The organism is Micromonospora sp. NPDC049171, from assembly GCF_040648275.1.
GTDB lineage: Bacteria > Actinomycetota > Actinomycetes > Mycobacteriales > Micromonosporaceae > Micromonospora.
This window is the reverse complement of the sequence record NZ_JBEZDJ010000034.1, coordinates 15,922-30,165: the sequence shown is the minus strand read 5'-3', so window position 1 is coordinate 30,165 and position 14,244 is coordinate 15,922. Positions and strand designations below refer to the sequence as shown.

Sequence of the window (14,244 nt, the reverse complement as noted above, 5' to 3'; positions counted from 1 at the left end):
CACGTCGCCCTGAAAGCCTTGGAAACCTTGCGCACCCTGAACACCGGCCTCGCCCTGCGCGCCTTGCGTACCGGCCTCGCCCTGCGCACCCTGAACACCCGCGTCACCCTGAGCGCCCTGAGCGCCCTGAGCGCCCTGCGTACCGGCGTTACCTTGCGCACCCTGAGCGCCCTGAAGGCCCGCCTCGCCCTGCGCACCCTGGAAGCCCTGCGTCCCCTGAACTCCGACGTCGCCCTGCGCACCCTGCGCGCCCTGAGCACCGGCGTCGCCCGCCGCACCTTGAGCACCCTGAACCCCGGCATCGCCCTGGGCACCCTGGAAACCTTGAGCACCCTGAACGCCCGCACCGCCCTGCGCGCCCTGAGCACCGGCCTCACCCTGAGCTCCCTGCGTACCGGCCTCGCCCTGCGCACCTTGGACGCCCTGAGCGCCCAGGGCGCCCTGAGCACCAGCGTCGCCCTGGACGCCCTGGAAACCTTGAGCACCCTGAACGCCCGCACCGCCCTGCGCACCTTGAGCACCCACGTTGCCCTGGACCCCGACGTCGCCCTGCGCGCCCGTCTCGCCCTGGAAACCCTGAGCGCCCTGCGCGCCCACCGCGCCCTGAGCACCAGCCTCGCCCTGCGCACCCTGAACACCCTGCGTGCCCTGAACACCCTGCGCGCCCTGCACACCGGCGTCGCCCTGCGCACCTTGAGCACCCGTCTCGCCCTGGAGACCTTGGAAACCTTGGGAGCCCTGAACGCCTGCGTCACCCTGTGCGCCCTGAGCTCCGGTCGCACCCTGAACGCCTGCATCGCCCTGCGCACCTTGGAAGCCCTGAGCACCCTGCGAGCCCGTCGCACCCTGCGCACCTTGAGCACCCACGTTGCCCTGCGCACCTTGTGCTCCCTGCGTGCCGGCCTCACCCTGCGCGCCCTGAACACCTTGAGCGCCCGAGTCCCCCTGGGCACCCTCGATTCCTTGAGGACCCTGGGCGCCGGTGTCGCCTTGAGCGCCACTGTCGCCTCGGGCACCTTGGAAGCCTTGCGCGCCCCGTGCGCCCTGAGCGCCCGCATCACCCTGCGCACCCTGAGCGCCTGTGTCGCCCTGGGGGCCTTGAGTGCCCTTCGGGCCGTGCGAATCGCGGGGGTACGGCTTCTTACCCTCGTCGTGTTTAGCCCACGGGCCCTGCCAGCCCTGGGGGCCACAGTCCGTTGACGTGCCCGGGAACTGGTCCGACGAATCAAGATCGCCGCCGTCCTGGCGGACTGTCGACCAAGACGACGGCCACCCGCCGTACTGCCCAAGCGGACCCGGAGTGCCTACGTGCACGCCCCGGGCAGAGGAAGTCGCTTCCTCGGGTGGCGCTGCGGCCGCAGGCCCGCCCGTCATTCCGACTACCAGCAGGGCAGAGCCCAGCCCTGAAGCGGCGCGGCCATGCTTCAGCGCGCGCTGCAGCCGTCGGTCGTTGCTCATGACCCCTCCAGAGAGCCACCCCGGACATACCCAGAGCTACTTTGCGATGACTTAACGTCACCTATCAGGCGAGTTGCAGCGTATTGGACTGACTCATCCTCTGAAGGTGGTTTAGCAAGAGGTGCCCGCTTTTTAGGTCAAAGTGGATATTAGTCACAATCTGGCGTGCCCACCGCAGTTCGGAGCGGCAACCCGAAACCGCTTATCCAAAGGACTCGCAGTTCGGCGGTGAATCACCACCAAGCTGGTCGCTCCGCTTGTGGCGAGGCACGCGGGGCCAGACGTCGACCACACCTCAACCGTGATCGCCAGGCAGGGCGTCAGCATTTCCGCAGCAGTGCTGGTGGCAATCCGGATGCGCCGGCACCGCGGTAGACCCGCGACCGGGCGCACGCCCCCCGGAGCGTCATTACGAGCGACCACAGTGGGGCGACAGTCGCGGTCGCCGTGGCGTTGCTGTTCATAGCCACCGGTACGCGTCGAGCCGCCGCACCTCTCAGTGACGCGGCGGTGCGGCATCCGCTGAAGACCGACCGACACTGGTCTGGCGGTGCACTGACCGCGTTCGCCATGGGTGGGCTGACGCTGAGACCCTTCCGCGCTACGGACTTCTCGGCTGTGCGCGCGCTACAGCCACCCAACGCCACCCCCGCATCCTGGGGCGGTCGACGGCTCCTACAGCTCTTCAGGGGCGGGCCGAAGCAGACCCAACTGCGGATCGAAGCAGACCAGGCCGTGTTCCGCCGCGATTCGTGCGGCACCAGCCGAGACCTCCGCACAACGGCTGTACACCATCGGGAAGTAGATGAACGGTCCCGATGCCTCCGCGATCAGTGGCCCCGTCGACCACGGGCTCCGCTCTTCGTCGTCGTCCTCGGTGAGGTCGATCCACCGCTCAAGTAGGGCTTCGACATAGGCTCGGATGCGCGGCGTCGGCGGGATCTGGCCTGCACTGACACACCTCTCGTAGAGAGCCTGGAAGGCAGTCAGCGCTTCGGCGTTGTCGGCCGGCCTGTCGCCCTCCCACACCGCCAGGTCATAACTCATGCGCCGGAGTGTGCCAGCCAGCAACGACACGTCGCGGTACGTGACAGCGGTTGCACCTTCGGCTCACGAATGGGGTCAACGGTCCGGTAGCTGTGGCCGACGTCGACCGGTCAACGAGCATGGGCGCGCCGCGGCGGTGGAGGCCCATGGCGTATCGACCTCCCGCTTGCAGCGCACCGCCCACCGGAACAGCCCACACCGACGGCTCTCCCGTGGCACGCGATCCCAATCCCCAGTGGCGCGTCCGGCTTGGCCACCCACGTCGGCGAGAGCCGCGACCGAGGCTCTGCACATGAAAGCCCCGACCAGCACGCCCATACCCCCGACGGCCCTGCCGCCTCCGACCATGCGACGGCATCCCGGAAGATCTGGACGGGCCGGGGGACCACGGTGGCACGCTCCCACGGGAAAGGGACGACCCCCGCCGGGGGGAGACGGGGGTCGTCGAAGGTTCGGCTCCGGGGGGGTCGAGCCGAACCACTCAGCGGCCACGGGGGGTGCAACCGCTGAGGGTCTTGTCGGTTTCGAGGATGTGAAAGCTCGTCGTACGGACAAGTCTGCCTGAGCGGACCCGTCACGTCGAGTGGTGCCGACCCCACTCAGTGCGAAATTCTCCTCGCAGGCTGTGATCGTGATCACGCAGAGCGGGATTAATGGTGCCAGCCGGCAGGTCTGGACGGGTGGCCTGCCCCCGGGCACCCGCCGACGATAGACCATCCGGCTAGACTTTCGCGCCGTGGGCCGAAGTGCCGCTTTCTTCGATCTGGACAAGACCGTCATCGCCAAGTCGAGCGCCCTGGCGTTCGGTCGGCCGTTCTACCGGGACGGGCTGATCACCCGGCGTGATGTGGTCAAGTCGGCGTACGCGCAGCTGATGTTCCGGCTGGGCGGCACCGACGAGCAGACCATGGCCCGAACACGGGACTACCTGGCCGCGCTCTGCAAGGGCTGGCAGGTGGAGCAGGTCCGCCAGATCGTCGCGGAGACACTGCACGAGCTGATCAACCCCTATGTGTACGCCGAAGCCGCCGTGCTGATCGCGGAGCACCAGGCGGCCGGGCGAGACGTGGTGCTGGTGTCGGCGTCGGGCGAGGAGATGGTCCGCCCGATCGGCGAGTTGCTCGGGGTCACCGACGTGATCGCCACCCGGATGACGGTCCGGGACGGCCGGTACAGCGGCGAGGTCGAGTTCTACGCGGCCGGCCCGAGCAAGGTCGAGGCGGTCGGCGAGCTGGCCGCCGCCCGGGGTTACGACCTGGCCGACTCGTACGCCTACTCGGACTCGTACAGCGATCGTCCTCTGCTGGAGTGCGTCGGACACCCGAGTGTGGTCAACCCGGACCGGCAGCTGCGCAAGCTGGCCTCGGAGAACGCCTGGCCGGTCCTGGAGTTCCGGCACCCGATCCCACTGGGCCGCCGCCTGCGGGAACGACCCGCCGTCCCGGTGGCCGCTGCGGCCCTGGGCGTCGGGGTGGGCGTTGCGATCGGGATCGCCTGGTACGGCCGCCACCGTCGCACCCGCGCCGCCACCACCGCCTAACCCCCCACCCACCCCACCCCCACCCCCGCGCCACCCACTCTCGGGTCGATCATGGAGTCGTGGTGGGCATCTTCACCCGATTGGCACCTTTTGCGGCCCACCATAACTGCATGATCGACGCGGCAAGGGGCGGGGCACAGGGGCGCGCGGCAAGGGGCGGGGCACAGGGGCGACAGCGCAGTGGGTCCGCTCAGGTGGCGGCGAGGATCTCGTCGCCGATGGCGGTGAGTTGGTCGGCGCCGACCTCGACAGCCGACATGTAGTGGCGTAGCCAGGAACGCAGTCCGTCCGGAGTGCCGGTGGCGAAGGCACCTGCCGAACCGACGTACTCGGGCTCGCGCTCGCGGTGCCCGACATCGACGGCGAGTAGGCCGCGCGGGTCGAGGCCGCTGGCGAGCAGCACCAGCCGGGCGGCGCCCCGGGCCACCACGCCGGACGGCCCGGCGAACGGGCGCAGGTTCAGCAGCTCTCCGTGTACGACCGCGGCAAGCACCAGCGGAGAGACCTTCGTGCCACCGGCGACCAGCCCGGCGAGCCCGTCCAGTCGGGTGGCGACCACCGGGTCGGCCACCGGGCGGCCCAGCTCGGCCTCCGGCACGATGTCGCGCGCGGCGAGCACGTGCAGTTTCGCGAGAGCCTGGCGGGGTGCCTTCGGCCACAGGTCACTCAGGCTGGGCAGTGCCCCGGCGACCCGCAGGGCTCCCTGGAGCACGGGATCGGTCACGGTGCCGGCCCGGACCGCCTCGCGTTCGTGCCCGGCCCCCTCAAGGGCGGCGCTGGCCACCGCGGAGCGGAGGCTGACCTCGGCGGCGACCTGCCCGCCGTGCCGGCGCAGCGCCCGGTGCCCGAGCGCCTGGTCGAATCGTTCCCGGGCCCGTTCGACGGCGGCGGGGACGTCGGCGAGCGCGAGCAGGGGCGCGAGCGGGTCGGAGGTCACCCCGTCACGCTAACGACCCGGCCCGGCCCGGCGGGGCGCACCCGGCCGCAGCGCGACCCGGACCACCCGCCCCGGCACCCCGTTCAACGCCGACACCCCTTGCGGGCAAGGTGCCACGTGCGGCGACCCGGGTGGGGAGGGCCGTCGGGCGCGCGGCGGGGGCCGCTCGGCGCGACGGGGCGGGCAGCGGTCGCCGCCCGGAGGACCCGCGACTACCCTCGTGCCCAGCGAGACGCAGGTCACCCGAGGACGAGGAGTCACGGCATGAGCGAGGCATTGGCCAATCTGCTGAACGAGACGCGCCAGTTCCCCCCGCCGGCCGAACTCGCCGCGCACGCCAACGTCACCATCGACGCCTACGCCGAGGCCGAGGCCGACCGGCTCGCCTTCTGGGCGAAGCAGGCCGACCGGCTGGCCTGGTCGAAGACGTGGGACGAGGTGCTCGACTGGTCGAACCCGCCGTTCGCGAAGTGGTTCGTCGGTGGGCAGCTCAACGTCGCGTACAACTGCCTGGACCGGCACGTCGAGGCGGGCCGGGGCGACAAGGTCGCCATCCACTGGGAGGGCGAGCCGGGCGACACCCGGACCATCACGTACGCCGACCTGCACGAGTTGACCTGCCGGGCGGCGAACACGCTCACCGAGCTGGGTGTCACGGCCGGCGACCGGGTGGCGATCTACCTGCCGATGATTCCGGAGGCGGCGGTCGCGATGCTGGCCTGCGCCCGGATCGGCGCGGCGCACAGTGTGGTCTTCGGCGGCTTCTCCGCCGACTCGCTGAGCAACCGCATCCAGGACGCCAGCGCCAAGGTGGTGATCACCGCGGATGGTGGCTACCGGCGGGGCAAGCCGTCGGCGCTGAAGCCGACGGTGGACGAGGCGGTGGCGAGTTGCCCGTCGGTGGAGCACGTGCTGGTGGTCCGCCGCACCGGCGAGGAGGTGGCCTGGTCGGCGAAGGACCACTGGTGGCACGAGACGGTGGAGACCGCGTCGGCCGAGCACACCGCGCAGCCGTTCGACGCGGAGCACCCGCTGTTCATCCTCTACACCAGCGGCACCACGGCCCGCCCGAAGGGCATCCTGCACACCACCGGCGGCTACCTGACCCAGGCGTCGTACACGACACACGCGGTCTTCGACCTCAAGCCGGAGACGGACGTCTACTGGTGCACCGCCGACATCGGCTGGGTCACCGGCCACACCTACATCGTGTACGGCCCGCTCTCCAACGGCGCGACCCAGGTGATGTACGAGGGCACCCCGGACACCCCGCACAAGGGCCGCTTCTGGGACATCGTCGAGAAGTACAAGGTCAGCATCCTCTACACCGCGCCGACGCTGATCCGCACGATGATGAAGTGGGGCGAGGACATTCCGGCCGGCCACGACCTGTCGTCGCTGCGGCTGCTCGGCAGCGTCGGCGAGCCGATCAACCCCGAGGCCTGGATGTGGTACAGGGAGTTCATCGGCGGCGGAGCGCTGCCCATCGTCGACACCTGGTGGCAGACCGAGACGGGCGCCATGATGATCTCCCCGTTGCCGGGGGTGACCGCGACGAAGCCGGGGTCGGCGATGGCCCCGCTGCCGGGCATCGTGGCCGACGTGGTGGACGACCAGGGCCAGTCGGTGCCGAACGGCGGTGGCGGTTACCTGGTGCTGCGCGAGCCGTGGCCGTCGATGCTGCGCACCATCTGGGGTGACGACGACCGGTTCATCGAGACCTACTGGAGCCGGTTCGAGGGCATGTACTTCGCCGGTGACGGGGCGAAGAAGGACGACGACGGGCACATCTGGCTGCTCGGCCGGGTCGACGACGTGATGCTGGTGTCCGGGCACAACATCTCCACCACGGAGGTGGAGTCGGCGCTGGTGTCGCACCCGTCGGTGGCCGAGGCGGCGGTGGTGGGTGCGACCGACCCGACCACCGGGCAGGCCATCGTCGCGTTCGCCATCCCGCGCGGCAGCACCGACATCGCCGGCGACGCGGGTGAGCAGCTCATCGCCGAGTTGCGCAACCACGTGTCGAAGACGCTCGGGCCGATCGCCAAGCCGCGGCAGATCATGCTGGTGCCGGAGCTGCCGAAGACCCGCTCGGGCAAGATCATGCGCCGGTTGCTGCGCGATGTCGCGGAGAACCGGTCGCTCGGTGACGTGACCACGTTGCAGGACTCGTCGGTGATGGAGTTGATCTCGTCGGGGATGAGCGGCGCGAAGTCCGACGAGGACTGACGGCAGACGTACACACCGGAGGGTGGCGGTCCGTGCGGACCGCCACCCTCCGTCATTTCTTACGGGTACGACTCACGCCGGCGCGCCGCTGTCACATCGGTCGGTCGGCCGACCCGACAGCGGCTAAACGGCCACAGACGGTGGGTCACCTCTGTCCTTTCGGTTGGTTGTGACTTAGGTTCACGCAGGTTGGGAGAGTTCGACGCTCGTCACATCGATCGTCGAACGACCCCATGTCCTCCTCCCCATGCCCGAGAAACGGAGCGGCATGAACCACAAACCCCAGTCCGGGTCGCGCCGACGGCTACTCGTCGCGCTGCCCGCCATCGCCCTCGCGGCCACGTCACTGACCGTGACTGGCAGCGCGGCCGCCCAGTCGGCATCGCCGACGCCCCGGGCGGTGATCGGCGCCGATGAGTACTACATCAACTACGCCGAGCCCGAGGTGCAGCCGGACACCACCGGCCGCGAGGTAAAGGGCAAGGGCGGCGTCTACACCCCTGCCGTGGAGTCCGCGCGCGAGTTCGACCAGAAGCACGCTCCGGGTAACCCGGTGACCGCCCGGCAGCTGGCCAAGGACGAGGCCAAGTCGCTGAAGACCGGTCAGAACCCCCGCAAGTTCAAGAAGGCGCCGACCACGCAGACGGCGAAGCTGTTGACGTTGCTCGTCGAGTTCAACGACAAGGCCAACGACGACTTCACCGGCGTGATGGTCCCGAAGACGGTGTTCGAGGACCGCACCTGCGTGCCCGGCACCGTGCAGAACGGGCCGAAGCACAACAAGATCCCGGACCCGTCGCGGCTGCCGCACGAGGACAACAACTCGATGTGGGTGCCGGACTTCTCGCCGTCGCACTACAACAAGATGCTGTACAGCAAGAAGGGCATCACCGAGCGGGTCCGCAAGGACCTGAAGGGCCCGGACGGCAAGAAGGGCATCGACCTCGCCGGTCGCACGATGCACAACATGTACCTGGAGATGTCCAAGAACGCGTACACGGTGGACGGGCAGGCCAGCCCGTGGATCACCGTGCCGCACTCGGAGGGCTGGTACGCGGCCAACCGCTGCTTCCAGGACGAGACCGGCGCCTGGGTTCCCGGCCGCGAGCAGTCGATGAACGGCCACCCGGACAACCCGGCCGGCGCGGGCCGCCTGGCGACCGACGCGATCGACGCGCTCGTCGCGAAGGACCCGACCTTCCCGTGGGCCGACTACGACATCGAGGACCAGGCCGACCGCGACGGTGACGGCAACGTCTACGAGCCGGACGGCGTGATCGACCACCTCGTGCTTGTGCACGCCGGTCAGGGCAAGTCGCGTGGCGGTGGCGCCGAGGGCGTGTACGCCGTCTGGGCGCACTCCTCCACGGTCGCCGGTGGTTACACCATCCCGGGCACCAACCTCAAGGCGTCGAACTACATCGTGCAGCCGGAGGACGCCGGCGTTGGTGTCTTCGCCCACGAGTTCGGCCACGACCTGGGCCTGCCGGACCTCTACGACACGTCCGGCAACGCCGACTCCGACGTGGACTTCTGGGACCTGATGGCCTCGGGCTCGCACTCGGGTGAGATCTTCCAGGCGCTGCCCACGCACATGGGCATCTGGGACAAGTGGGTGCTCGGCTGGGCCGACCCGCTGACCATCCGCCCCGGGTCCAACCCGCGTGAGGTGAAGCTCGGGCAGACCTCGCGTACGCCGATCGACTCCGAGGACGGCATCAAGGTCGACCTGCCGGACAAGGTCACGACGCTGGCCACGCCGCACAGCGGCACCAAGATGTGGCACAGCAACAACGACCAGAGCTGGGCCGACGTCAAGCTGAGCCGGTCGGTCGAGGTGCCGTCGGCGGCGGACGCCAAGTTCTGGATGTGGAACAACTACATCATCGAAGAGGACTGGGACTACGGCTTCGTCGAGCTCTCCACCGACGGCGGCGCGACCTGGACCGAGCAGAAGGTGTACGCCGAGGGTGGCACCGTGGTCACCACGCCCGACGGTTACCCGGACCCGAACGGCCGGATGAACGACTTCGGCGGCAAGAAGTACGGCCTGACCGGCAGCACCAACGGCTGGCGCCACGACTACGTCGACCTGTCGGCGTACGCGGGGACGACCGTGCAGCTGCGACTGCGCCAGGCCACCGACGAGGCGTTCGAGGAGCGCAACTGGTTCGCCGACGACTTCTCGGTCACCGGCGGCGGCGCCACCACGTGGAGCGACGACGTCGAGGGCGGCGCCAACGGCTGGACGGCCACCGGCGGCACCTTCGTCGACACCAACGGCGGGGGCTGGAAGGTCTCCAGCGGCACCGAGGTGCACGCGCAGTTCTACCTGGCCGAGTGGCGCAACTTCGACGGCTTCGACAAGGGCCTGAAGTACGCGTACGACACGATCTACTCGCACGAGGCGTGGAAGGTCGACCGGATCTCGTACAACGCGCCGGGCATGCTCGTGTGGTACCGGGACAGCGCGCTCGGCGACGTCAACCACGTCACCGGGCAGATGACCGCCCTGCCCAGCTACGGCGCGAAGGGCGGGTTGCTCATCGTCGACTCGCACTTCGACCCGTACCGCCGCACGGGCGTGGCGGCCGAGAAGGACCCGTCGGTGACGGACAACCTGCCCAGCCGTCCGCAGTCGGCCAACGCGGCCTTCGGTCTCCAGAAGACGTACCCCTTCACGGAGTGCCTGGAGGCGGCGGGCGAGCCGTACAGCGCGTACTGCACGAAGTTCAAGGCGCAGGCGCCGGTGAAGTCCTTCACCGATGCCAAGACCTGGTACCCGGGCATCGAGATGCGGGACGGGTCTCCGTACGCGCGGGACAACGACGCGTCGGTGGTCGTCCCGTCGCGGAACAACGCGCCGTACACCACCCGGGTCACCCACCCGGACGGTAGCCCGGCGCCGGAGTTCTACGGCGTGACCCTGGGCGGTGGCGCGATCGTGCTGGGCACCGGCAACCCCGGTGACGCGGGCGTGAACTACGGCGTGTCGCTCACCGTCAAGAAGGCCGCGAAGGACAACTCGTCCGCGACGATCTTCGTCACCCCGGCGAAGAAGTAGTCGTTCGGTTGAGCGGTAACTGATTTCAGCGGTGTTGGTGGGGCCGGTGGCGGAGACGCCTCCGGCCCCACTGTCGTACATCGATCACATTGATCGAAATGTGTCGTTGCAACCCGGGGCGGCCGAGCCTCCGCTGGTCAACGTGGCTGATGAAGCGTTGGGGTGTGACGGTGGAAAGCATTCCCAACAAAATCTTGCAACAAATCGACGCGTTCGTCTTCCCACCCGTCCCGGCAGTAACTATGTTCACCAATGGTCCCACTCGTGGGATCGATCTCCCACCGGCCTCTACCCCCGTTGGGCCGGTTCCCTCACACCGGAGGTACCACGTGCGCAAAGTCGCAGTGGGTCTGCTCGGGCTCTCACTGACGGCGACAGGCCTGGCTTTCGGCCCGTCCGCCTCGGCGGCGCCTCAGCCCAAACTGCCGGTAGCAGCACCTGCCGCTGCCGAACCGCAGGCGCTGAAGGATGAGCTTCCCGACACGCTCGAGGACAAGCGGCGCGCCCTGCGCGAGCAGGGCCTCAGCGACGTGCTGAGCGGCCGCAGCAAGCCGATCGAGCGCAACGGCAGCACCGTCGTCAAGGTCGGCGAGGTCGGGAAGCAGGCCACCAACAAGGCCAACGCCCGCACCGCCGCCACCGATCCGCCCACCCAGGATCAGTACGTCGAGCTTGAGCGTGAGCGGACCGACAAGATCTTCGTGATCCTGGCCGAGTTCGGTGACGAGCGGCACCCGTCCTTCCCGGACAAGGACATGGCCCCGGACATCGCCGGGCCGACGACGTTCCAGGGGCCGCTGCACAACAAGATCCCCGAGCCCAACCGGGCCGTGGACAACTCCACCATCTGGCAGCCGGACTTCAGCCCGGAGCACTTCCGCCAGGTCTACTTCGGCACCAACCCGGGCGACGAGTCGCTCAAGCAGTACTACGAGGCGCAGTCCTCGGGTCGCTACACCGTCGAGGGTGAGGTGACCGACTGGGTCAAGGTCCGGTACAACGAGGCCCGTTACGGGCGCTCCGACGACCCGATCCCGGACCCGCTGCCCGGCCAGCCGATCGACCCGCGGGACGACCGGGCCGTCTGCGCCGACAACGTCTGCTCGAACACCTGGGACCTGGTCCGCGACGCCGCCAACCAGTGGGTCGTCGACCAGAAGGCCAAGGGCCGGACGGACGCGCAGATCGCCGAGGAGATGAAGTCCTTCGACCAGTGGGACCGATTCGACTTCGACCACGACGGCAACTTCAACGAGTCCGACGGTTACATCGACCACTTCCAGATCGTCCACTCCGGCGGCGACCAGGCCGACGGTGACCCGCAGCAGGGTGAGGACGCCATCTGGAGCCACCGTTGGTCGGCGTTCAACAGCTCGCCCGTCGGCCCGGCGAACAACCGGGCTGGTGGCACCCAGATCGGCAACACTGGCATCTGGATCCGCGACTACACGATCCAGCCGGAAAACGGCGGCCGCAGCGTCTTCTACCACGAGTACGCCCACGACCTGGGCCTGCCGGACGACTACGGACCCGGGGACAACAACAACGAGCACTGGACCCTGATGGCCCAGAGCCGGCTCGGTGCCAAGAACGACGCCGGCATCGGCGACCGGGGCGGCGACCTCGGCGCGTGGAACAAGTTCCAGCTCGGCTGGCTCGACTACGAGGTGGTCGTGGCGGGCCAGGACAAGAAGCTGGAGCTCGGTCCACAGGAGTACAACTCGAAGGAAGCACAGGCTGTCGTGGTGGTGCTGCCCAAGCGGGAGTACACCTTCAACTACGGCGCACCTGTCGAAGGCTCCAAGCAGTATTTCTCCGGTAACGAGGACGACCTCGACAGCTCGATGACGAGGACGTTCGACCTCACCGGCAAGTCTTCCGCGGCGCTGTCGCTCAAGGGCAAGTACAGCATCGAATCCAACTACGACTACCTCTACTTCGAGGCGTCGACGGACGGTGGCCAGACCTGGATCGACCTGAACGGCACGGCCAACGGCCAGCCGATCGGCGTCGATGGCGCCGGCCGCCCGGCCCTCTCCGGCAGCAGCAAGGGCACCTGGGTCGACATCAACATCCCGCTGACGGCGGTCGCCGGCAAGGCGGCGCAGGTTCGCCTGCACTACGTCACCGACGGTGGTGTCTCCGAGGGCGGTTTCTTCGGTGACGCGATCACCGTGACCGCCGACGGGCAGACCGTGTTCAGCGACGGCGCCGAGACCGACGCCGGCTGGGCCCTGGAGGACTTCCAGGTGGTCGGTGCGACCTACACCCGGCTGTTCGACAACTTCTACATCGCCGGCAACCGGTCGTACGTCTCGTACGACAAGTACCTGAAGACCGGCCCGTACTTCTTCGGCTACGCGAACACCCGCCCGGACTGGGTGGACCACTACGCGTACCAGGAGGGCCTGCTCATCTCGTACTGGAACACCCGGTTCTCCGACAACAACACCATGCCGGCGTCGGAGGCCAACCCGGGTGGTCACCCGGGTGAGGGTCGCAACCTGTACATCGACGCGCACCCGGAGCCGATCTACAACCTGACCGGTGCTCCGTGGCGGGCCCGGGTCCAGGTCTACGACGCGCCGTTCAGCCTCAAGAAGGCCGACTCGTTCACCCTGCGCCTCAACAGCCAGCCGCAGTACATCCGCGGTCAGGCTGCCCAGCCCCTGTTCGACGACACCAAGAAGTACTTCTACGAGGAGCTGCCGAACCACGGCGTCAAGCTCCCCGCGACCGGTGTCAAGATCAAGGTTCTGGAGCAGGACGGCACCTCGATGAAGATCCGGATCTTCTGACCGACGATCCCGCACCACCCAGCGGCGCCCGGGCAGCTTGTCTGCCCGGGCGCCGCCCTTCGTCCAGCCGGCCGGATTCGCCGTGCTCGTCGCGCCGACCGGGGTTCGCGCCGGCATCGGCACCCGTTGACGCGGCCGACCCGCGCCAGCGTGTCGCTAGGGGACATCCCGAGCTTCTCCCTGTTCAACGCGACCACCAGGGCCGTCGCCGGTGACCGGGTCCTAGGCTGTCTGCCATGACCGACCAGCGCGGCGGAGTCGTCGACGAGTCCTGTGTCCTCACCGAGGGGCCGTGGACGCACCGTTTCGTCGGCGCCAACGGCACCCGCTTCCATGTGGTCGAGGCCGGCACCGGGCCGATGGTGCTCTTCCTGCACGGCTTCCCAGAACACTGGTGGGCGTGGCACCGGATGCTCCCGGCGGTCGCCGACGCCGGCTTCCGGGCGGTCGCCGTCGACCTGCGCGGCTACGGCGCCAGCGACAAACCACCCCGGGGGTACGACGGTTACACCCTCGCGGCCGACATCGCCGGGTTGATCCGCGCGCTCGGTGAACGGTCGACGACGATCGTGGGCAGCGGCGTCGGCGGCATGGTGGGCTGGACGGTGGCGTCCTTCCACCCGCCCCTGGTCCGCCGGCTCGTGGTGTTGGGGGCACCACACCCGCTGCGCCTGCGCGCCGGCATCTTCGCCGACCCACGCGGGCAGTTCGCCGCCTCCACCCCCGCGTTGAAGTTCCAACTCCCCCGCTACGAACACGTACTGACCCGCGACGGCGCGGCTGCCGTCGCGGAGATCCTGCGCCGCTGGGGCGGACCACACTGGGTCACCGGGCCGGACTTCGACGCGTACGCCGAGCGGTGTCGGGAGGCGATGTGCATCCCGCAGGCCGCGTTCTGCGCGTTGGAGGGCTACCGCTGGGCGTTCCGCTCACTGCTGCGGCTGCACGGCTACCGGTTCGTCCGCCTGATGCAGAAACCACTGGCCACCCCGACCCTGCAACTGCACGGCGCGCTGGACCCCGCCTCCCTGCCGCGCACCGCCCTGGGCTCCGGGCGCTACGTCGTCGCCCCGTACGAGTGGCGACTGCTCGACGGGGTGGGGCACTTCCCGCACCTGGAGGCGCCGGAGTTGGTGCTCGGCGAGATCCTGCGCTGGGCCAAGAGCTGACC

The 14,244-nt window shown here is 69.0% G+C and carries 8 protein-coding genes; 6 read left to right on the top strand and 2 right to left on the bottom strand.

From position 1 onward, the window contains the following. Window positions 1-1,200: hypothetical protein (locus AB0B14_RS32100; protein ID WP_357525828.1), on the top strand; the 1,200-nt coding region annotated here is incomplete at its 5' end. 933 nt (window positions 1,201-2,133) lie between these two features. On the opposite strand, the gene AB0B14_RS32095 is transcribed toward AB0B14_RS32100, so the two are convergent. Beyond that, complete coding sequence (locus AB0B14_RS32095; protein ID WP_357068576.1) at window positions 2,134-2,505, bottom strand: hypothetical protein; 372 nt, start codon at window positions 2,503-2,505, stop codon at window positions 2,134-2,136. 736 nt (window positions 2,506-3,241) lie between these two features. On the opposite strand from AB0B14_RS32095, the gene AB0B14_RS32090 reads away from it, so the two are divergent. Then, window positions 3,242-4,045 carry an HAD-IB family hydrolase gene (locus tag AB0B14_RS32090; RefSeq protein WP_357068578.1) on the top strand — a complete coding sequence of 268 codons (804 nt, stop codon included), beginning with the start codon at window positions 3,242-3,244 and terminating at the stop codon, window positions 4,043-4,045. Window positions 4,046-4,235: 190 nt separating this feature from the next. Here AB0B14_RS32090 and AB0B14_RS32085 read toward each other — a convergent pair whose 3' ends face one another. After that, entirely contained in the window at window positions 4,236-4,982 is a 747-nt protein-coding gene (locus AB0B14_RS32085; protein WP_357068580.1) for an oxidoreductase, read from the bottom strand. Window positions 4,983-5,246: 264 nt separating this feature from the next. On the opposite strand from AB0B14_RS32085, the gene acs reads away from it, so the two are divergent. The 4 genes from acs (at window position 5,247) to AB0B14_RS32065 (ending at window position 14,242) form a co-directional block, all read left to right on the top strand. Continuing rightward, window positions 5,247-7,211 carry an acetate--CoA ligase gene (gene acs / locus AB0B14_RS32080; RefSeq protein ID WP_357525826.1) on the top strand — a complete coding sequence of 655 codons (1,965 nt, stop codon included), beginning with the start codon at window positions 5,247-5,249 and terminating at the stop codon, window positions 7,209-7,211. A gap of 268 nt (window positions 7,212-7,479) precedes the next feature. Next, window positions 7,480-10,275, top strand: coding sequence for an immune inhibitor A domain-containing protein (locus AB0B14_RS32075; protein ID WP_357525824.1), 2,796 nt, complete (start codon window positions 7,480-7,482; stop codon window positions 10,273-10,275). Window positions 10,276-10,619: 344 nt separating this feature from the next. Then, window positions 10,620-13,073, top strand: a complete 2,454-nt coding sequence (locus tag AB0B14_RS32070; RefSeq protein WP_357525863.1) for an immune inhibitor A domain-containing protein — start codon at window positions 10,620-10,622, stop codon at window positions 13,071-13,073. A gap of 236 nt (window positions 13,074-13,309) precedes the next feature. After that, window positions 13,310-14,242, top strand: a complete 933-nt coding sequence (locus tag AB0B14_RS32065) for an alpha/beta hydrolase (protein ID WP_357525822.1) — start codon at window positions 13,310-13,312, stop codon at window positions 14,240-14,242. Window positions 14,243-14,244: the final 2 nt, after the last annotated feature.

What these genes read in the sequence shown, in the direction of transcription:
- AB0B14_RS32095 (WP_357068576.1), bottom strand. Translation starts at nt 2,505, where the DNA reads ATGAGTTATGACCTGGCGGTGTGGGAGGGCGACAGGCCGGCCGACAAC.
- acs (WP_357525826.1), top strand. Translation starts at nt 5,247, where the DNA reads ATGAGCGAGGCATTGGCCAATCTGCTGAACGAGACGCGCCAGTTCCCC.
- AB0B14_RS32075 (WP_357525824.1), top strand. Translation starts at nt 7,480, where the DNA reads ATGAACCACAAACCCCAGTCCGGGTCGCGCCGACGGCTACTCGTCGCG.
- AB0B14_RS32065 (WP_357525822.1), top strand. Translation starts at nt 13,310, where the DNA reads ATGACCGACCAGCGCGGCGGAGTCGTCGACGAGTCCTGTGTCCTCACC.